Source organism: Deinococcus psychrotolerans (assembly GCF_003860465.1).
GTDB classification, from domain to species: Bacteria; Deinococcota; Deinococci; order Deinococcales; family Deinococcaceae; genus Deinococcus; species Deinococcus psychrotolerans.
The window spans coordinates 1,530,712-1,548,671 of record NZ_CP034183.1 but is presented as its reverse complement, the minus strand read 5'-3'; the positions used below and the strand labels follow the sequence as shown (position 1 = coordinate 1,548,671).

18 protein-coding genes are annotated in these 17,960 nt (G+C 61.6%); 7 read left to right on the top strand and 11 right to left on the bottom strand.

The genetic code is table 11. The features are described from left to right. Window positions 1-29: 29 nt before the first annotated feature. From EHF33_RS07485 to EHF33_RS07475, 3 genes are read right to left on the bottom strand one after another with little or no spacing between them, the layout of a single operon-like run. A complete protein-coding gene (locus EHF33_RS07485; protein WP_124869523.1) occupies window positions 30-455 on the bottom strand; it encodes a DUF2946 family protein in 426 nt (141 codons plus the stop codon). A 38-nt stretch (window positions 456-493) separates the two neighbouring features. Next, window positions 494-1,318, bottom strand: coding sequence for an orotidine-5'-phosphate decarboxylase (pyrF, locus tag EHF33_RS07480; protein ID WP_124869520.1), 825 nt, complete (start codon window positions 1,316-1,318; stop codon window positions 494-496). Window position 1,319: 1 nt separating this feature from the next. After that, the gene (locus EHF33_RS07475; RefSeq protein ID WP_124869517.1) at window positions 1,320-2,291 is read right to left on the bottom strand and encodes a class I SAM-dependent methyltransferase; all 972 of its coding nucleotides are present in this window, start codon (window positions 2,289-2,291) and stop codon (window positions 1,320-1,322) included. Window positions 2,292-2,362: 71 nt separating this feature from the next. Between EHF33_RS07475 and metK the strand changes: the two genes are divergently transcribed. Then, a complete protein-coding gene (gene metK / locus EHF33_RS07470; protein WP_124869514.1) occupies window positions 2,363-3,565 on the top strand; it encodes a methionine adenosyltransferase in 1,203 nt (400 codons plus the stop codon). A gap of 412 nt (window positions 3,566-3,977) precedes the next feature. On the opposite strand, the gene EHF33_RS07465 is transcribed toward metK, so the two are convergent. Genes EHF33_RS07465 through EHF33_RS07450 form a run of 4 tightly spaced genes read right to left on the bottom strand, consistent with a single transcriptional unit; the run spans window position 3,978 to window position 8,172 of the window. Next, window positions 3,978-5,720, bottom strand: coding sequence for an NAD-dependent malic enzyme (locus tag EHF33_RS07465; RefSeq protein WP_124869511.1), 1,743 nt, complete (start codon window positions 5,718-5,720; stop codon window positions 3,978-3,980). A gap of 55 nt (window positions 5,721-5,775) precedes the next feature. Then, complete coding sequence (locus EHF33_RS07460; protein ID WP_124869508.1) at window positions 5,776-6,762, bottom strand: ion channel; 987 nt, start codon at window positions 6,760-6,762, stop codon at window positions 5,776-5,778. Window positions 6,763-6,772: 10 nt separating this feature from the next. Then, a complete protein-coding gene (locus tag EHF33_RS07455) occupies window positions 6,773-7,411 on the bottom strand; it encodes an SGNH/GDSL hydrolase family protein (RefSeq protein ID WP_124869505.1) in 639 nt (212 codons plus the stop codon). Continuing rightward, window positions 7,408-8,172: an MBL fold metallo-hydrolase gene (locus EHF33_RS07450; protein WP_124869503.1), complete on the bottom strand. Its 765-nt coding sequence runs from the start codon at window positions 8,170-8,172 to the stop codon at window positions 7,408-7,410. Before EHF33_RS07450 ends, EHF33_RS07455 begins: the two co-directional genes overlap by 4 nt. Before the next feature lie 146 nt (window positions 8,173-8,318). Here EHF33_RS07450 and lysS point away from each other — a divergent pair, with 146 nt between their 5' ends. Continuing rightward, window positions 8,319-9,908, top strand: a complete 1,590-nt coding sequence (gene lysS / locus EHF33_RS07445) for a lysine--tRNA ligase (protein ID WP_124869500.1) — start codon at window positions 8,319-8,321, stop codon at window positions 9,906-9,908. 81 nt (window positions 9,909-9,989) lie between these two features. Here lysS and EHF33_RS07440 read toward each other — a convergent pair whose 3' ends face one another. Beyond that, window positions 9,990-10,745, bottom strand: coding sequence for a ribonuclease HI (locus tag EHF33_RS07440; RefSeq protein WP_124869498.1), 756 nt, complete (start codon window positions 10,743-10,745; stop codon window positions 9,990-9,992). Between the two features lie 135 nt (window positions 10,746-10,880). Here EHF33_RS07440 and EHF33_RS07435 point away from each other — a divergent pair, with 135 nt between their 5' ends. Then, window positions 10,881-12,017, top strand: a complete 1,137-nt coding sequence (locus EHF33_RS07435; protein ID WP_124869496.1) for an AI-2E family transporter — start codon at window positions 10,881-10,883, stop codon at window positions 12,015-12,017. An 81-nt stretch (window positions 12,018-12,098) separates the two neighbouring features. On the opposite strand, the gene EHF33_RS07430 is transcribed toward EHF33_RS07435, so the two are convergent. Together EHF33_RS07430 and EHF33_RS07425 are read right to left on the bottom strand one after the other, a co-directional pair. Further along, window positions 12,099-12,476, bottom strand: a complete 378-nt coding sequence (locus EHF33_RS07430) for a VOC family protein (RefSeq protein ID WP_124869493.1) — start codon at window positions 12,474-12,476, stop codon at window positions 12,099-12,101. 124 nt (window positions 12,477-12,600) lie between these two features. Then, window positions 12,601-12,933, bottom strand: coding sequence for a hypothetical protein (locus tag EHF33_RS07425; protein WP_124869490.1), 333 nt, complete (start codon window positions 12,931-12,933; stop codon window positions 12,601-12,603). A 93-nt stretch (window positions 12,934-13,026) separates the two neighbouring features. Here EHF33_RS07425 and EHF33_RS07420 point away from each other — a divergent pair, with 93 nt between their 5' ends. The 4 genes from EHF33_RS07420 (at window position 13,027) to EHF33_RS07405 (ending at window position 17,064) form a co-directional block, all read left to right on the top strand. After that, window positions 13,027-14,139: an MFS transporter gene (locus EHF33_RS07420; protein ID WP_124869487.1), complete on the top strand. Its 1,113-nt coding sequence runs from the start codon at window positions 13,027-13,029 to the stop codon at window positions 14,137-14,139. A 145-nt stretch (window positions 14,140-14,284) separates the two neighbouring features. After that, window positions 14,285-14,986, top strand: coding sequence for a signal peptidase I (lepB, locus tag EHF33_RS07415; protein ID WP_338135008.1), 702 nt, complete (start codon window positions 14,285-14,287; stop codon window positions 14,984-14,986). Window positions 14,987-15,205: 219 nt separating this feature from the next. Next, complete coding sequence (locus EHF33_RS07410; protein WP_124869484.1) at window positions 15,206-15,691, top strand: GreA/GreB family elongation factor; 486 nt, start codon at window positions 15,206-15,208, stop codon at window positions 15,689-15,691. 131 nt (window positions 15,692-15,822) lie between these two features. Next, entirely contained in the window at window positions 15,823-17,064 is a 1,242-nt protein-coding gene (locus tag EHF33_RS07405; RefSeq protein WP_241191086.1) for an acyl-CoA dehydrogenase family protein, read from the top strand. A gap of 65 nt (window positions 17,065-17,129) precedes the next feature. Here the strand turns inward: EHF33_RS07405 and EHF33_RS07400 are convergent, their stop codons facing one another. Continuing rightward, window positions 17,130-17,912, bottom strand: a complete 783-nt coding sequence (locus tag EHF33_RS07400) for a hypothetical protein (protein ID WP_124869482.1) — start codon at window positions 17,910-17,912, stop codon at window positions 17,130-17,132. Window positions 17,913-17,960 lie beyond the last annotated feature (48 nt).

The following is a 17,960-nucleotide window of genomic DNA, read 5'->3' as shown; positions in this document are numbered from 1 at the left end:
CCTCCAGAGCGAAAGAAAAATGGTCGGGGTCAGCTCTGGAACGGAGGTGGAGCGCGGGCCTCGGCGTGCCGCAAGGTCAGCAGATGCGGCGTGTGATAAGGGAAACTCGAAAAGTCGGCGTGCTTGGCCGTATCCACCCACAGCTCGACGCCCTGAGTCTCCAGTGCGAAGGCGGCACTAAAGCAAAACGGGCAGTGCCGAGCGTGGCTGTGCGCTGACTTATTTGGGGCGCTGGATGGGGCGTGGGCTGAATGGTCGGCCCGATCCATCTCCATGTCGGCCAGTTCGCCGCTCATGTCCATGTTCCCCATGTCCGTCGCCATGCCTGCCACCGCTGGCAAACTCAGCGAGCCGCTCAAGTGGTCTGGCTCGCGCAGCAGGTAGGCAAAGGAAGCGGCCAAACACAGCAGCGCCGTCCAAAGCTGGAGCAGACGTTGTTTGGCCGCAGGGGTCACGTGCTCAGGGTAGAGCGCGGAGGTGAGGCGTGATGTCCTTAGAGCTTGAGCGCCGCGTTCAGCTCGTCCCGGAAGCTCTTGGCGGCTGCACCTGCCGCGTCCACGTCCAGCGCATGGGCGTACTGAATGCCCCGGCTGGCACTCACCACCGCGCCCGTGCCGTCCGGTAAGAAGGCGGCGGCGAGGTCGGCCGCTTTGGCCCCCTGCGCTCCCAGCCCCGGCAGCAGCAGGAGCGCGTGGGGCATGGCCGCCCGCCACTGCGCCAGTTCCTGCGGATGCGTCGCGCCCACCACCGCGCCGACACTGCTGAGTTCGCTGCCGCTCCGCTCCACTTCGTCTTGTCCCAGCCGTGCCACCACCTGCGCCACCCGCTCCGATACTCCTTCGCCCTGAAAATCAGCTTGACCCGGATTGCTGGTCTTGACCAACACGAACACCGCGCCGCCGTTGGCCTGTGCCGCTTCCACGAACGGTGTCAGCGTCTCCGCGCCCAGAAACGGATTGACGGTCAGCGCGTCGCCCGCGTGATCGCCCATCAGCCACGCCTGCGCGTAGGCCGCCGCCGTGGAGCCGATATCGCCGCGCTTGCCGTCCAGAATAATTGGCAGGTCGAGTGAGCGGGCCGCCGCGCAGAGGTCTTCGAGGAGTTGCATGCCCCACAGGCCCAGCGCTTCGTAAAAGGCGAATTGCGGTTTGACGCAGGCGGCGTAAGGAGCGCAGCCGTCCAGCACCGCCAAAGTGTGCTGCCGCAGGGCGTCGCGGCTCTCGTAAGCGTCCAGTCGGGGATCGAGGCCGAGGCACAGGCGGGTGCCGAGAGTGAGGCTGCGTTCGGTGAGGCGCTGGGCAAAGGGAGTGGGAGTCATCTTAGGGACTCAGTTTAACCTGACCGCTCGGCACGCCCGTCACCAGCACTTCATATTTGCCGGTCACATAAACCTTGAAGCCGTGCTTGTGCAGGTGACGGCGCACCAGCGCCACGTCGGCCATCAGCAGCGACAGATCCGGGTCGCGGAAGTTGAGCATCCGTGCGCCGTAGCGCAGCTCGCCGCCAGCGTAGCGGGCATTGGGAAAGCCGAGAATCAGACTGCCCCGCCCGCTCAGGTGGTGCTTGGTGAGGCCGCGCAGGGCCACGTCCAGATTTACCCCGCGACTTTGCAGCACGCTGAGGGCCACGACCAAATCGAAGCGGCCCAAGTCCAAGTTCAGCGCGTTTACGTCGCCCAACTCAAATGTCCAGTTGGGGTATCTCTGACGGGCCAATTCCAAAGCACTCTCGTCCGTGTCTATGCCGACGACTTCAAAGCTGAGGTCGGGATAAGCCAGCGCCAGCGCTTCCAGTTCTCGGCCTGCGCCGACGCCCACGCTGAGGAGGCGTGCGCCGTCACTCAGTTTGGCCCGCTCCAGCGCTTCCGTGAAGCCTTGCAAAAACCACGCATCTTCGAGCTTATTGACGCGCTGAAACTCGCTGCCCGCGCCGTAGTGGCCCTCGCGCAGCGGCGGCGGCAAGCGGCTCAGGGTCAGTTGTACCCGTCCGGCTTCCAGCTTGGCGGGCGTCAGCAGCCGTGCGCCCAGCACCTCGGCGATGTCCAGCCACGCCGCGTAAGAACGGTGACGGCCCGCCGCGCTCACCTCGCCCGCGTACAGGCCCGTACCCAAGTCGGGGTCGGGGGCGCTGAACGTCACTTCTCCCGCTGTCTCCAGCGTTTGCCGCAGGAGTGGCAGCACTTCGCTCAGCGGCTGCACCGTAAAAATAAACACCTGCCCAAGATGACAGATCGCGCCCCCCTGTTCGCCGCGCCGCAAGCTTGTTAAGCTGACTTGGCGCTTGGCGGGCATGTGAACACTCCTCTCCAGGTCTGTTCTGTGAGACACACCCCGCCCGAAGGAAGAGCAGCGCCGAGGCAGACATGCGGAAGTTTTATACCTCAGAATCGGTTTCCGAAGGCCATCCCGACAAACTGGCCGACTTCATCTCCGACAGCATTCTCGACGAGTTTTTGCGCCAAGAACCCAGCAGCCGCGTCGCGGTCGAAACCCTGCTGACCACCGGCATGGCTGTGGTGGCGGGCGAAGTCACCGCCCACAGCGCCCACGTGGACGTGCAGCGGGTGGTGCGCGAGGCGGTCAAGCTCGTCGGCTATACCCGCGCCCACTACGGCTTTGACGCCGAGTACAGCGCCGTGCTGGTGGCGCTCCACGAGCAGAGCCCCGACATCGCGGGCGGCGTGAACTTCAGTGAGGAGTGGCGCGGCATGAGTGAGGCCGAGCGGGCCGATCCGGCCAATGCCCACAGCATGATCGGAGCGGGCGATCAGGGGCTGATGTTCGGCTACGCCACCGACGAAACGCCCGAACTGATGCCGCTGCCGATCAGCCTCGCCCACAAGCTGACCCGCCGCCTCGCCGAGCTCCGCAAAGCCGAGATTGTGCCGTACCTTCGCCCCGACGCCAAAGCCCAGGTCACAGTGGTGCGCGAGGACGGCGATACTTGGGTCGATACGGTGGTCATTTCTACCCAGCACGACGAGGAAGTCTCGCAGGAGCAGATTCGCGCCGATATGGAAGCCCAAGTCATCCGGGCCGTGATTCCCGCCGAGTACCTGCGCCCCGAAACCAAGTTCTTTATCAATCCCTCCGGCAAATTCGTGATCGGTGGGCCGCACGGCGACACCGGCCTGACCGGGCGCAAGATCATCGTGGACACTTACGGCGGCGCAGTTCCGCACGGCGGCGGAGCCTTCTCCGGCAAAGACCCCACCAAGGTGGATCGCTCAGCGGCGTACTACGCCCGTTATATTGCCAAGAATCTGGTGGCGGCGGGCCTCGCCAAAAAAGCGCTGGTGGAAGTCGCCTACGCCATTGGCCGCGCTTCTCCGGTGTCGCTGCGGGTGGATTCCTACGGCACTGGCAAGCTGAGCGACGAAGCGCTGGCCGACTTGGTGCGCCGCCATTTCGACGCCCGCCCGCAGGCCATCATCGCTGAGCTGGACTTGCTGCGGCCCATCTACGCCCAGACCGCCGCTTACGGTCACTTTGGCCGCCCCGAGTTTCCCTGGGAGCAGCTCAGCAAAGTGGACGCGCTGAGAGTAGAAGCGGAAGCGCTGGCCTAAGCGTTTTTGAAACAAACAACAAACCGGCCCCAGAGACAGTGAGTTTCTGGGGCCGGTTTGTTGTTGCGCCATTTTGTCTCTAAACGCTCAAAATCTCCAAGTCAACCTTCGCCTTCCGGTTTCATGGGCTGACACAGTCTTAAGCGCGGCGGCCAAAACGCCACCGAAGGCCTAGCCGTGGAGAATGCGGGAGGAAGCGCCCACGAGTCACGCTGCGAAGACACAGTGCCGAGCGCAGCGACTTGCTCCCTCGCCCCACTGGGGCGGGGGCTGGGGCGCTCTTTAACACCCTGCCAAGTACGCATCTAAGTTCACCGAAGGCAAGAAGCCAAACGCTCCAGCCTCATCAGCTTTTCAGTATCAAGCGAGGTCGGGGCGCTTTTAGTTTCCCGACCTCGCTCAGCTTCAACGCTTACAGCAGCATTTCCCCAGCTTCCGCTTTCCGCAGCGGCAAGTAGTGGGGCTTCCAGAAGCGGCGTTCCACGAAGGAGGCCAGCTCCTCGTCGGTCAGGTTGCGAACCCGCTTTTCGGCGGCTACACCTTCAAAAATGGCTTGGCGGGCCACCCGCACGGCGACCTTGATCGACACCTCGCGGATAACAGAGATCGGCGGATAAACCAGCCCGCCGTACTGAACGGTTTCGTCGGCCAGCGTTTCGGCGGCGGCCATAATCATGCTGTCGGTGATTTCGCGGGCGCGGCTGATAATCGCCCCGAAGCCCAGCCCTGGAAAAATGAAGGCGTTGTTGCCCTGCCCAATCGGATACGTCACGCCGCTGAGTTCTACATCGGCAAACGGGCTGCCCGAAGCGACGATGGCGGCTCCGTTCGTCCAAGTCAGCACGTCGGCAGGCTGGGCTTCCACATTGGCGGTGGGGTTGGACAGCGGGAAAACAATGGGCTGAGCCGCGTTGGCGTGCAGCGCTTCTACGATCGGCTGGCTAAACAGGCCCGGTACACCTGACAAGCCTAACAACGCGGTAGCTCCGCAGTTCTTGACGGTTTCGTACAAGCTGGGCCACTCGCCGCCCACTGTCCAGCCCTCAACGTCGGCAGGCGTTTTGGCAAAGCTGAGCTGGTGGTCTTCGAGGGCCTGACCGTGCATCAGCAGGCCGTAGCGGTCAATCACGTAGACTTTGCTGCTCGCCTCGGCAGGACTCAGCCCCGCCCGCATCAGGCCGCTGCGGATCATGCCCGCTACGCCGATGCCGCCCGCGCCCGCGCCGACCACCACAAAGACCTGGTCTTGCAGCCGCTCTCCCTTGAGCCGAGACGCGCTGATCAGGCCTGCCAGCGCCATTGCCCCGGTGCCCTGAATGTCGTCGTTGAAGCTGGGAATGACCTTGCGGTAACGGTTGAGCACGTGAAACGCCGTACCACGCGCAAAATCTTCCCACTGGATGATGGCTTTGGGATAGCGGGCCGAGACGGCTTCGACAAAACTGTCGAGAAATTCGTCGTAGGCGGCTCCAGTCAGGCGGGTGTGGTGAACGCCGAGGTAGAGCGGATCGTCGATCAAATCCTGGCGGTTGGTGCCCACGTCCAGCTCGACCGGCAGGGTCTTGTCGGGGCCGACGCCGCCCGCTGCCGTGTAGAGGCTGAGCTTGCCGATGCTGATGGCCATGCCGCCAAAGCCCTGATCGCCAATGCCCAGAATGGCGCTGGAATCGGTGGCGACAATCATTCGCACGTCGTCCAGCGGCACGTTGTCCAGCATTTCTTCCACGCGGTCAACGTCTAAAGTGCTGACCGACAGCCCGCGTGGGTAGCGGTAGATGTGCGAAAAGACCCGCACCGCTTCCCCCACCGTCGGGGTGTACAAAATCGGCAGCAGTTCTTCGAGGTGATCGGCCAGAATGCCGTAAAACAGCACCTCGTTGCGGTCTTGCAGCGCCCGCATGAACTCATGCTTGTCGAGGTCGGTGACTTGCTGGAGGTAGCGCTGAAAGGTGCGCTGCTTTTGCTCCTCGAAGGTGGAGGTGTGCGGCGGCACCAGACCTTCTAAGCCTAGAAAGCGCCGCTCCTCGGGAGTAAAGCCGGTGGACTTGTTGAGCAGCGGAATATGCAGCAGTGAAAAGCCGGTGACTTTGACACTGAGGTAACGGTGCCCATCGGGGCCGCGTTTGACATCGTAGTAGCGCGAGACTTGAGCCATGCGTCAGTCTAGCCTGAGCGTGGTAGTTAGATGTCTAAGTAAACGGCTGGCTGTCTCATTCTAGACTCGGTGCAACTTCTTCCAAAATGGCTTCGGTGTCGTGCAGGCGCTCGGCGTCCACATAGAGGTGGCCGTCACGGGTGCGGCGGTAGAGGTCGGCGAAGCGGTGATTCCAGCGAAACTCGTGGATTTTGTAGCTGCTGCGGGCGTGAATGTTTTGCTGCACCGCCTCGTCTGTGGCGCTGAAGACCACCATGATTTCGGCGTCAGCCTCGCGCAGAGCCTCCAGCGTGGTGTGCCAATACGGGCTGTCTTGGGTAATCGGGTGTACCACCGTCCACGCCAGCGGAAACAGCGTGACTTCTGCACGTTCGAGTTGCAGCCGCTTGAAGCGCCGCACCCGCCGTCCATCCGGCAGGGTTTCAAACTGGGTATGCACCGCTTCGACTTTGGCGTTCATCAGTTGGCTGCGCCGCCCGTTGATGAGCCGGAACATCAGCGCTTTGCCGCCTTCAAACGGCGCGATCACCGCCACTTGGCTAAACAAAATCCGGCTTTGCGGCCTTGAGAAGCGGGCAAACAGCACGCCGGTGGCCAGCGCCACGCCCAGCAAGCTGACAAAAGCTTCAACCGTGACCACCGTGTTGGCCGCCACCGACAGCGGATACACGTGGCCGTAACCGATGGTGCCGAACGTCTGCACGCTGAAAAAAAAGCAGGCCAGATAGCGCCCCATGCCCATGAGGGGTTCTTCGCTGAGTGCGCCGCTGCCCAGCCCGAAATAAATCAGGCCGAACAACGCGTTGAGCGCCAGATACAGTGCGCCCATCGTCAGGAAAAACAGGTTCCACGGCACCGTCAGCAGTGCGCCGTAAAGGCTGATGGATTGCCAGCCCATGCCCCGGCGCTGCACATTGAAACTGCCGTCTTTATTGAGAAAGCGCTCGCCGGACTGCTCGGCCACCACCCGGCCCAAACCGAGATCGTGAGGCGTTTCGGTGAGTTTGGGGGAGTCTTGTCCGGGCGGTAGGGGAGCGGTCATCTCCGCGAGTTTAGTCTGGATCAGCGGCCCTGACCGCTTTCAGCCATTCCCGAGCGATCAGCAAGTGTCCCGGCCCGCTGGGATGCACCCGGTCAGGTGCCCAGCGCTGCGGCGTACTGGCGTCCACTGCGGCGTCGAAGGCGGGTTGCAGCGCCACCAGCACGGCCCCGAACTCATCAGCCAACTCACCGACGATGCGGGCGCGGGTTTCCACTTCTGAGCGCATCGGGTCGGCCTTGTCGACTTCCACCAGAAATGGCGTGACGAGCACCAAGCGGCACTCTAAAATGCTGGCTTCACCCAGCAGGCCGCGCAGGGTCGCCCGGTATTCTTCTGCGTTGACGGCCTGATTCGGTGCACCGTCAAAGCTGCGCCATACATCGTTCACGCCAATTTTGACGCTCAGCAGGTCGGGCTTCAGGGCCGTCACGTCACTTTGCCAGCGTTGCCGAAGTTCGCGCACGGTGTCGCCGCTGACGCCCCGATTCACGAACTCAACCGGGTAGGCTGGATCGTCCACCAGCAGTTGCTCACGAATCCGTGAGACGTAACCGTCACCGTAGCCCTCAGGGTCTTCGCGGCGTCCGGTGTCGGTGATGCTGTCCCCGATAAAGACCCAGCGCTGCGGCTTGCTCACTGCGGCAGTCATCCGTCTGTCCCGGCCATCTCGTCCGCCACCCGGCGGAGTTGCCCGTTGGCTCCCTCGCTCACCACGCCGCCGTGATAGGTCACGATGGTGTTCACGTCCAGAGCGGCCATCTTGCTTACCGACTCACTCGCCGCCGTCATGTCGGGCGTGACCTGCGCTCTGGGTGCGCCGAGCTGACCCTGTTCGGAAACCAGTGCGTCTCCGGTGATCAGCGTCTTGCTGCGCTCAAGGTACAAGCTGGCGTGGCCGAAGGTGTGGCCCGGCGTCGCCACCACCCGCACGCCCCCGGCCAGCGGCAGCATCTCGCCGTCCCTAAGGGAGCGGTTCACTTTGACCTGTACCGGCGGCAGGGCCGACATCCGGCGGATCATCTCCTTGCGCGGCTGCGGCACAGTGGGGTCGGCCATCATCTGCTCGACTTGCTCCGGTTTGGGCCTTTTTTGCGGCCACTCGTCACCTTCGATCAGCGGAATCTCGCGCTCCAGCGCCCAGACTTGTGCGCCGCTGGCCGTGATGATCGCTGGCAGGCTGCCGATGTGGTCGAGGTCGTGGTGGGTCACGATGACCTGTTTGATGTCTTTGAGACTCAGGCCCAGCGTGGCCAGTTCGGCGTTGATAGCGTCTTCCATGCCCGGCACTCCAGCGTCCACCAAAGTATGCCCGGCCTCGTCGTCCAGAATCAGGACGGGATGAAGCAGACTGGGGCCGCTCCCGAAGTCGGCGGTCAGGTTGAGCAGCAGCAGGTCGTTGTTGAGTTTCATGGGCGCAGCATCCACCGAAATGGGGCAGGGGAGAAGTAGCAAGGTTTACAAAGCGGTTTAGAAATTTTCTCGGTGTGCGGGCTTGCGCTTGGCAGGCGAGCTTGCGCTGTATTCCTGCTCGGCGGGAGCGCTCTATACTCGGCTTTATGTCCGACGACGCCCAACCCCAACACTCACCCAGTCAAGCGACCAATACCCCAGCACCCCAGCGCCAACTGCATGAGCAGACGATTGCCCGCCTCAACAACCAAGCCGCCCTTGCCGAGGCCGGTTTTGAAACGCACCCGTACAGCTACCCCCAGACCCACCACGCCGCCGATCTCTTGGCCGCCCACCTCAGCGGTGAACACGGCGAGCGCTGGGATGACGAAGTCAGCAGCTTGGCCGGACGCGTCATGCTGTTTCGGCACATGGGCGGCGCGGCTTTTGCCGATCTTCAAGATGAAAGCGGCACCATTCAACTGTATTTCGGCAAAAAAACCACTGAGCAGTTTGCCGCCACCAAGAAAATCGATCTGGGCGACATTATCGGCGTGAAAGGTGTGCCGTTCGTGACCAAGACGGGGCAACTCACCTTGGAAGTGCAGCATTGGCAACCGCTGGTCAAAAGCCTTCACCCACTTCCCAGCAAAGTTCATGGTTTACAAGATGAAGAACTGCGTGCCCGCCGCCGCTACGTAGATTTGATGATCAATCCCGAAAGCCGGGCGGCCTACCGCACCCGTTCAAAGATCGTGCGGGCCATTCGGCATTACTTGGATGATCACGGTTTCATGGAAGTGGAAGGCCCAAATTTACAAACGGTGCCTGGCGGAACGGAAGCCAAGCCCTTTAAGACCTTCCATAACGCTTTGTCACATGAATTCTCTCTGCGAATCAGTTTAGAGCTTTACCTCAAGCGCCTCTTGGTGGGCGGTTTTGAGAAAGTCTACGAAATTGGCCGCAACTTCCGCAACGAGGGCATCGATCGTACCCACAATCCCGAATTCACCATGCTGGAAGCTTACTTTGCTTACGGCGATTACAACGACATGATGAAACTGGTCGAAGAGATGCTTCACAGCTTGGTCATCGAGATTCACGGCCAACCGGTGATCGAGTATCAGGGCAAAACAGTGGATTTCAGCTTGCCGTTTAAGCGCTTAGACTTCGTGGCGGCCCTCAAAGAAGCGGCAGGGTTAGACTTCGACCCGCTGGATTTGGCTCAGTTGCGGGCTTGGAGTGATGGTAAGCACCCTGAATTTCGCAAAGTGCCGGATTACAAATTGCTCGACAAACTCGGCGGCGAGTACGTGGAAGGGCAGCTGATCGACCCGACTTTCCTCACCGATATGCCGCTGGTGATCAGTCCGCTGGTTAAGGCGCACCGCTCGCGGGCTGGGCTGGCCGAACGGGCTGACCTCTATGTGGCAGGCTTTGAACTCGCCCCGATCTACTCCGAGCTCAACGACGCGCTCGACCAACGCGCCCGCTTCGAAGCCCAGACGGCCCGCCGCGACGCAGGCGACGACGAAGCCCACGAGCAAGACGAGGACTTTTTGCTGGCGCTGGAATACGGAATGCCGCCGACTGCCGGAATGGGCATGGGAATTGACCGCCTGACCATGCTGCTAACCAACAAAGACAGCATTCGCGACGTGCTGCTCTTTCCGCTGCTCAAACCCGAAGACGGCACGCCGGACGCGGCGCGGCAGACCCCGCCGGATCAGAATATGCCGGAAGCCGCGCCGAGCTGAACGGTCTTTAGGGTGCGCGGCCAGACTCGGGCAACCCGGTTTGCCTCTGGCTCAAACGGGCGACGCGGGCGAAATCTCGATTTAGCGTTCTCCGTCTATCCGCTCAAAGAAAAGCTGGATGTTGTGAAGTTTGATGTGCTCCCTCGCCGCCATCAAGTGCTCTTGGGCCGCGCCCAGCAAGGCCCGCTTGGGGTTTTGCCAAAGGGCCACCGCCAATTTGGAAGCGTGAGAAACGATCAGGGTCTCGCCGGGTGAGGCCAACTGCACCGCCACCAACAGCGCCCTCACGCTGCGGGCCAGCGGATCGTCCGGCTCACGCGGCACCTCGGCGCTGACCCGCTCGCCGCTGCGCCTGAGCGTGACCACCGCCGAGTCGCGCCAAGGGGCGTGGGACAAATTGACCTCGGCGTGGGGGCTGGGGGGAGCCGTGCTGCTGCGCTCCAGCCGGGCGTCGTTGGCCAGCGCGTGGGCGGTTTGCATGTGGCGGCGCTCGCGGCTGGCCCGCGCCAGGTGCAGCTCGATCTGGCGGGCCTCGGCTTCTTCGCGCACCCGCACCGCTTCCTCGTGCTGGCGAATACTGCGGCTGCCGCGCCGAATCGCCGAGAGAACACTCAAGTTATCGGTATGCACCGTCAAGGCTTCTCCGGTAGGGGCGTGGCGAAGCGCCTCGGTCACCGCCCGCAGTTCGGCAGCGTTGTTGTCGCCCGCTTCCATGCGGCCGTACAGATGCTGCGGCAACTGGCCCGGCGTAATCAGCACGATGCCGAAGCCGCTGCGTCCGGCCTGACCCGTTTCAGCGCCGTCATCAAAACTTCCGTCTACGTAAGCGTGATTCACTGAGCCTCTAGGGTAAAGCCTGAGTGCCTAAGCGTTCGTCAGCCAAATGACGGATGCCGCGCTGAGCACTGTGGCTTGCCCCGGCCCCATTTGCCGGTCAGCCCTCCAGTATGATGGCGCTCGGAGGACTTTCCCTTGTTACCCCAACCGCCTTCCCGCCAGCCTTCGGGCGATAACGCTTTTCAAGCCATTTGGCGCAACCCTTATATTCGGGCCGCCACTTTTTTGCTGCTGCTGTATCTGGCTTACCTCGTCTTAGGATCCGTCTCCCATATCGTTGTTCTGGCTGTTATCGCTTATATCATCGCTTACTTGGCTCACCCAATGCTGGTGTGGTTAGAAAAACGCAAGATCAATCGCGCCATCGGCGTACTGCTGACCGTCATCTTGATTTTCGGGCTGATCGTGCTGGCCTCTGGCCTATTGGTCACCATTTTCAATCAGCTGAGCGATCTTATTCAGCGGCTTCCAGCGCTGACCAAAGAGTTCTTGACTCAGCCGTGGTTCAACAACTTGGCCGACCGTTTTCCGCCGCTCTCCAGCGTCCGTGACCAAATCACCAAAATCAGCCAAAACGGTGCGGCAGGTTTACAGCAGTACATTCAGCCTTACATTGATACGGTGCTGCCATATCTCAAGGCCAACAGCGGCGCTTTGTTCGGCGGCGTGCTGAGCGTGGCGAGCATCGTCGGCGAGGCCTTCGCAGTGCTGATTATGAGCATCTATATGATGCTGGACTACGACAAGCTCGGTCTCAATTTTCTGCGCCTCTTTCCGCGTACTTGGCAGCCGTTCGTGTTGGACTTATCCAAGAATGTCGGTCAGGCAGTGGGCGGGTATCTCAAGGGCCAGCTCATCATCGCGGCCTTCGTGGGCATTTTCATCGGGGTGGCGCTGAGCATCGCGGGCATTCCCAGTGCGCCCGCCATCGGTTTTATCGCGGGTGTCTTCAATGTCGTGCCGTATCTGGGCGTGGTGATCGGGATTACTCCGGCGCTGCTGCTGGCGGCTTCGGCGGGCGGCGTCGTGAAACTCATCGTGGTGGTGGTGGTTTTTGTGGTCGCCAACCAAATCGAAGGCCACCTGCTCTCGCCGATGGTTTTGGGACGCACCACCAACCTGCACCCCGTGACGGTCATCATCGCCATTTTGACCGGCCTGACGCTGATGGGCATCACCGGCGCACTGCTGGCCGTGCCGCTGGCCGCGCTGGGCAAACTGCTGCTACAGGAATACTACTATCCCAGCCGGGTATATAAAGACGGGCCTTAGCCAGCACCAAGCCACTTCGAAACTGAGCGCGGAGCCCATGACCAAACGGGGCTCCGCGCTTTTGTGGCTCCCCTCTGCAGCTCAGGCTTGCAGCAACTCCACTTGCCGTCCATCTGGATCGAGTACGAAGGCCATCGGGTTACCACTCGGGCTTGTCGTCAGTTCACGGCTGAACGCCGCGCCCTGCTCCTTGAGCTGCTGAATGCTGGCGTTCAGGTCGCTGAGGTGCAGCGCAATGTGCTCTTGCCAAGCTGGATGCGGACGCGGCAACTCGGTGTCTGCTTCAAAAAATTGTAGCTTTCCACCGCCCGCAAAGCCCAGCACCACCCGGCGAAAGCCTTCGCTGGTGCGCAAATCTTTTTGCAACTCTGCGCCCAACAAAAGGTAAAAGGCGATCACGGCGTCGGCGTTAGCCGTCAAAAAAGAAACATGCTTGAGGTTGGCTTGTGGGGCGTTCATGCTGCCAGCTTAGCGTGGTGCAAGTGAGCAGGCATAAAAAATCCGCCCTTTCGAGCGGTTGTGACTAAAGAATAGCGCGATATACGGGCGCTGTCAAACGTATGCGCTGAGAAGTTTTGGGAGCTTATTTGCCGTCTTTGCCCGGCAGCGGGTGGGTGCGGGCTGGGCCGCCGTCCACGCCGCCGTTGCGCTCGGTGCCGATGCCGCCCTCTTCCTTGCCTGCCGCGTCGCTGCCTTCGCCTTCGTCGTTGGGCTGGCCCTGGCGGTCTTCGTAATCAAAGCCGCCCAAGCGCCCGTCGTCAAAGCCCGGTTGATCGTTGGGATTTTTGCGGTCTGCTTTGACGTCAGCCCGCAGCAGGTCTTCGGCAATATTTTTTTCTTCGAGTAACTCCGGCGTGGTGCCTTCGTCCACCACTTCGCCCAAACGGCCATCTGTTCTTTCGTTACGGTCAGTCATCCGTTTAGCTTAAAGCCGGCGCTGGCCTGGGAGCTGAGGGGCGGCCTTAAGCGGTGTTCACGCTTGGGCGCTTCATGCTAGGCTCGTTGGCTGATGAGCCTGACGCCCACCAAAACCAAACGCGACCCGGCCCTCTTTGGGGTGGGCTTCGCGGCTTTTTTGCTGCTGGGCCTGATTCAGGCGGCCTACGGCCCGGCCTTCTCGGACTTTGAGCAGCGCTTTGGGGTCACTACAGCGGCTGTGGCAGGTGTCAGCAGCGCTCACTTTTTGGGCAGCGCTTTGGGGCCGCTGGTGCTCGGCGCACTGTTGACCCGTTTGCCGCTCAGGGCTGCAGTGATGATCGGCAGCGCTTTGTTCGCCTTGGGGCTGCTGGGCCTCTCGCTGGCCCCCATCTGGCCGCTGATGCTCTTGGCCGCCCTGCTGACAGGCTTGGGCTTCGGCTTTCTCTCGGGTGGGTTTAATTCGGCGTTCGCCACGTTGGGTGCAGGGCCGGCCAGCTTGATCAATGCCATGTTCGGCATCGGTTCGGTGGCCGCGCCGCTGCTGGCGCTGGGCTTCGGCGCTTACCCCGGCCCGTTTATGTTGCTGGCGCTGCTGGCCCTCGGCCTGACGTTTGCGCTCAGGAGCGTGCGAAGCTGGCCCGCGCAGCCTGCCGAACTGGCCCTCAGCAAAGTCAGTCCCAGACGGGTCGGTTTGTTCGGCTTGCTGTTTTTTTCGTATGTCGGCATTGAAGCGGGCTTGGGCAGTTGGGCCACCACCCACCTTGCCGCCATCGGCAACCCGCACCCAGAAGCAGTGACCAGTTTGTTCTGGCTGGCCCTCACGGCGGGGCGGCTGGGCTTTGCGGCGTTCGCGGCTCGCCTGCCTTTTTTCAGGGTGGTTTTGGTCTGCGCGGCGCTGGCACTCTTGGGCGGTTTGCTGATCACTGTTCCGACGCTGGCGGTGGCGGGTTACTTGGTGGTGGGCCTGGGCATCTCTCCCATTTTTTCGACGCTGCTGACCTGGTTCACTTCGCTCAACCCCGTGCGGGCCGCGCCGCTGATGCTTACGGCAGGCAGCTTGGGCGGCGCGGTGTTCTCGGCGCTGATCGGCGTTTTGGTGGCCCGTTTTGGGGTGCAGGCCGTTCCGCTCACGGTGGTCGCCGACGCGCTGCTGCTGGGCGCATTGGTATTGTGGGTGCGCCGAGAAGTCGGCGGTAAGCGCTAGGGAGGAGGCGCTGGGGAAGTTGGGCCTTTCTTTCATTTCTAATATCAGTTTCTGATAGTCATTGGCTGTGTATAAGAAACTGATAGTCAGGAAGGATTCGTTGCTGACGAATTGGCGATCCGTTTGGTCGTGGGGAGAACCGCTGGTGTTTGCCGTGCTGCTGACGCAGTTGGTGGGTACGCTGGTCGGAGTGGACGGAGCCAGCATGATGCCCACGCTGCGCCACCACGAGCGCCTCCTCATTCCCAAATACGAAACGTGGCTGCACAAACTCGGTATCGGTGACTTCAAGCGCGGCGATATTTTGGTATTCAAGCCGCCCACGCAGAGCCTGAACAAATCATTTTTTGGGCCGCCGTTTTCAGGATTGGGGAGCTACCGCCCCTTTCTGGTCAAGCGGTTGATTGGCTTACCGGGCGATACGGTGCGGGTGTCGGGCGGCGAGGTGTATCTCAATGGAGCGCTCCTCAGTCAGGGTTTCACCTCGGTGTACTGGCAGTCTCAGGGCTGCTGGGACACGGGCAGCCTGCTCGCCAACGCGGCCCGCGTGGATGAAGCGTCGGGCCAAGTCACGCCGCAGATCACCTTGAAGGCGGGGCAATACTTTGTGATGGGCGACAACCGCACGGCGGGCGGCAGCGAAGATTCACGCCTGTTTGGGCCAGTGCCGCTGCGCGACATCGCGGGGCGGGCGGCGGCGGTGGTGTGGCCGGTGATGCGCCAGATAGACGCCAAATACAACTGCGCGGCCAGCCATCGGCCCCAAGATCACGTCACGTACAGCGGCAAAACCAAGCTCAATCTGCGGTTGCTGCGGCCTCCAGCAGCGTTTGAACGGCTGCCCTGAGGAGTAATTTGACTTCCCGCCAGCCGCAGTCGACGGGGCAGGGTGTTCCATTCTGAGCGTTCTCAGACTATGCTTTGGCAATTCTTGCCCACGCCGCCGCCATGTGGAAGAATGACGCCCGCTTCAAAGTCAGCCTCAAGTCAACCGTTACGCCCTTTTCGTATGTACCGTTTCCGCATCTGCCGCTTGATGGCAGCGGGTGTGTCCGTCGGAGGATGTATGGCCGGAGAAAACAAACAGATCAAACTGACCCAAGAAGGCTTCGAGCGGCTTCAGCGCAGCTTGGATCAGGAGCAAGTCCGCTTGGCCGAGGCGACCCGCATTTTGCAAGAACAGATGGAAGCCAGCGCCGATTTTGAAGACACTGGCCTGGAAGATGCCAAACGCGAAAAAGGCATGATCGAAGCGCGAATCGAAGAATTTGAAGACACCCTCGCCCGCGCCACCCTCATTAACGGCGACGAACACACCGGCAAAGTGGAACTCGGCAGCGTGCTGGTGCTGTACAACGAGGCCACCAAGCAGGACATGAAAGTGCAGCTCGTCAGCGCCCCCGAAGCCACCATGCGCGGCGGCAGCTTGCCCAAAATCAGCGATGACAGCCCGGTGGGCCGCGAACTGCTGGGCCGCAAAAAAGGTGAGAGCTTCGTGGTCAATTTGGACAGCGGCAAGCAGATGAAATACAAGATCAAGAGCTTGGATTAGGCTGGACTGAGGGCGCGAACGGCTGTTCCCAACCCTTAAGACGTTCAAACCTTACACCTTGACTTCAAACCAGACGCCGAAACGTTCATGCGGCGTCTTTTTGCGGCCTGAGCTGGGTTAGGCTTGGCAGCGTGTCGCAAACACCAAAAGAGCAAGCCCCTGTCTTAAGTATTGACGCTTTGCAGACTGATTGGCCGCGCCCCGAGATCCGGGCGGTCACGGCACATGCTGTACTGGCCATCCAAAGCCACTTGGCCGAATGTGAAGCAGCCCAGGACGTGACGCCCGCTGCCGCCCGCGCCCTCAAAGCCAGCGGCTACGCGGCGCTGAGTGTGCCGGCCAATTTTGACGGTCATGAGTTGGGTGGCCTGAGTATGACCCTCAGCGAATTTGGCTGGGTGCAGGAGCAGCTCGGCGCGGCGGGCGCGTCGCTGGCTTTGGTGCTGGCCATGACTGGGCAAGTGCTGGGCAGCGCGTTCGCCGCCCGAAGTTTGCCGCCGGAGTTGCTGACGCTGCTGGGCCGGGCCGCTGTGCAGCGGGGAGCACTCGTCAACGCGCTGGCCAGCGAACCGGCGCTGGGCTCACCCTCACGCGGGGGCTTACCGCAAACCGTTTTGCAGCCGCAGAGCGAAGAAGGTGGGCATTATCTGCTCAGCGGCCACAAAACGTGGGCCACCGGAGCGCGGGCGCTGGATTTCGCTTTGGTCACGGCCCGCACGCCCGACGAGCAGATCGCCCGCGTGTTGGTGGAACTCACTGCGCCGGGCGTGCGGATCGAGTCCACCTGGGGCGGTGCGCTCTCGCTGCGCGGCAGCGGTTCTCAGGACGTGCATTTCAGCGGCGTGGCGGTGCCGGCGGGCAACGTGATCGCGCCGCAATTTCAGCGACAGCCGCAGCATCCGGCGCATCCGGCTTGGTTCTGGACGGCGCTGGCCGGAACGTATCTGGGCGTGGGCACGGCGGCCCTCGCTGCACTGCTGGACTACGCCCGCACCCGTGTGCCGACTGCGCTGGGGCAACCGCTGGCGAGTTTGCCGCGTGTGCGCGAGGCGGTGGGGCGCGTTGGGGCTGACCTCACCGCCGCCCGCGCTCTGCTGAGAGTGGCCGCTCAAGGCTTTGAGGCTGAACCGAGCGCCGCCAGTTTGCCACTCCTTGCCGCTGCCAAAGCGCTGTGTACCAACGCCGCCGTGAGCGCCACTGACGCAGCGGCCCGCGTGGTGGGCGGCGCGGCCCTCTCGCCGGATTTGCCGTTTGAACGCTTACTCCGTGACGCGAGAGCGGGCCTGACCCACCCGCCCACCGACGCTGAAGCCTTTGAACGGCTGGGCGGGGCACTGCTCGAAGAAGTGGGGAAAGAAACGCAGGTGCCGTGAGCGCACAGATTGAATGCAAAACAGGCAGCTTGTGAGGGCTGCCTGTTCCGTTGGATTGAGTCGATTTAGTGAAAGAGAGTTTTGGCCTGCTGTTTCAGAGTATTTGTCAGGGTCTGGACGTTGTTATTCAGGCTCAGCGGCGTGGCTAAACCTGGGTTGACGATCCAGTGCGAAGCGCGGGTGCCGTTGGCATAGTTGAGGCTTCCGCTTCCCTTGCCCGCTGCGTCTACATTGATTGTAACGACCAGATTAAGTACGTTGTAACCTGCCTTGAGTTTGATGTCGAAGTTTGAGATGACCGAAGTTCCGTTGGAAATACAGGTCTGCTTGCCACTGAGATTCGTTGCGGCATCTGAATAGACCAAGGCGCTGCCGGTTGTTACGACTTGGCCGCCACCACTGGAGTTTTTGGTGACGCTCAAATCAACTGCTCCAGCAAGGCCATTATTGTTAGTGCCCTTGACTCCGAACTCGATGGCCGTGGTGAGGGCTGCCTTATTGCTGATATTGAGAGCGCCGGTGCAGTTCTCATAACTCAGATCCAAACTGGCTTCATTAAAGGCGTTCAAGTTGGTGTCGGCAATCGTTGCTGGCAAAGTGACTGCAAAGTTGCCGTTGCTGGCGACACTGCCCGTTGCTAGGTTGATACTTCCATTCAGGGCCTCCATGCTGCCCGATCCGCCTGACCAAGCGCTGTAGACCTGGCTTGGCGTTGAAGCCGATGCGTTGAAGTTATAGAGGGTGCCGCTGACAGTGTAAGGTGCCGTTGATGGGGCGTTGCCGCCATTACAGGCGACCAGCAGCAGAGGGGGAGTCAGGATAGCGGCCACGACCGGGTTAAGTTTCACACTTGAACCTTAGCAAAACCTTCGTCAAATTCCCATCTTTCTTACTTC

What these genes read in the sequence shown, in the direction of transcription:
- EHF33_RS07450 (WP_124869503.1), bottom strand. Translation starts at nt 8,172, where the DNA reads ATGAAACTCAACAACGACCTGCTGCTGCTCAACCTGACCGCCGACTTC.
- EHF33_RS07420 (WP_124869487.1), top strand. Translation starts at nt 13,027, where the DNA reads ATGAGCCTGACGCCCACCAAAACCAAACGCGACCCGGCCCTCTTTGGG.
- EHF33_RS07430 (WP_124869493.1), bottom strand. Translation starts at nt 12,476, where the DNA reads ATGAACGCCCCACAAGCCAACCTCAAGCATGTTTCTTTTTTGACGGCT.
- EHF33_RS07425 (WP_124869490.1), bottom strand. Translation starts at nt 12,933, where the DNA reads ATGACTGACCGTAACGAAAGAACAGATGGCCGTTTGGGCGAAGTGGTG.
- EHF33_RS07475 (WP_124869517.1), bottom strand. Translation starts at nt 2,291, where the DNA reads ATGCCCGCCAAGCGCCAAGTCAGCTTAACAAGCTTGCGGCGCGGCGAA.
- EHF33_RS07465 (WP_124869511.1), bottom strand. Translation starts at nt 5,720, where the DNA reads ATGGCTCAAGTCTCGCGCTACTACGATGTCAAACGCGGCCCCGATGGG.
- EHF33_RS07460 (WP_124869508.1), bottom strand. Translation starts at nt 6,762, where the DNA reads ATGACCGCTCCCCTACCGCCCGGACAAGACTCCCCCAAACTCACCGAA.
- EHF33_RS07455 (WP_124869505.1), bottom strand. Translation starts at nt 7,411, where the DNA reads ATGACTGCCGCAGTGAGCAAGCCGCAGCGCTGGGTCTTTATCGGGGAC.
- EHF33_RS07410 (WP_124869484.1), top strand. Translation starts at nt 15,206, where the DNA reads ATGGCCGGAGAAAACAAACAGATCAAACTGACCCAAGAAGGCTTCGAG.
- pyrF (WP_124869520.1), bottom strand. Translation starts at nt 1,318, where the DNA reads ATGACTCCCACTCCCTTTGCCCAGCGCCTCACCGAACGCAGCCTCACT.
- metK (WP_124869514.1), top strand. Translation starts at nt 2,363, where the DNA reads ATGCGGAAGTTTTATACCTCAGAATCGGTTTCCGAAGGCCATCCCGAC.
- lysS (WP_124869500.1), top strand. Translation starts at nt 8,319, where the DNA reads ATGTCCGACGACGCCCAACCCCAACACTCACCCAGTCAAGCGACCAAT.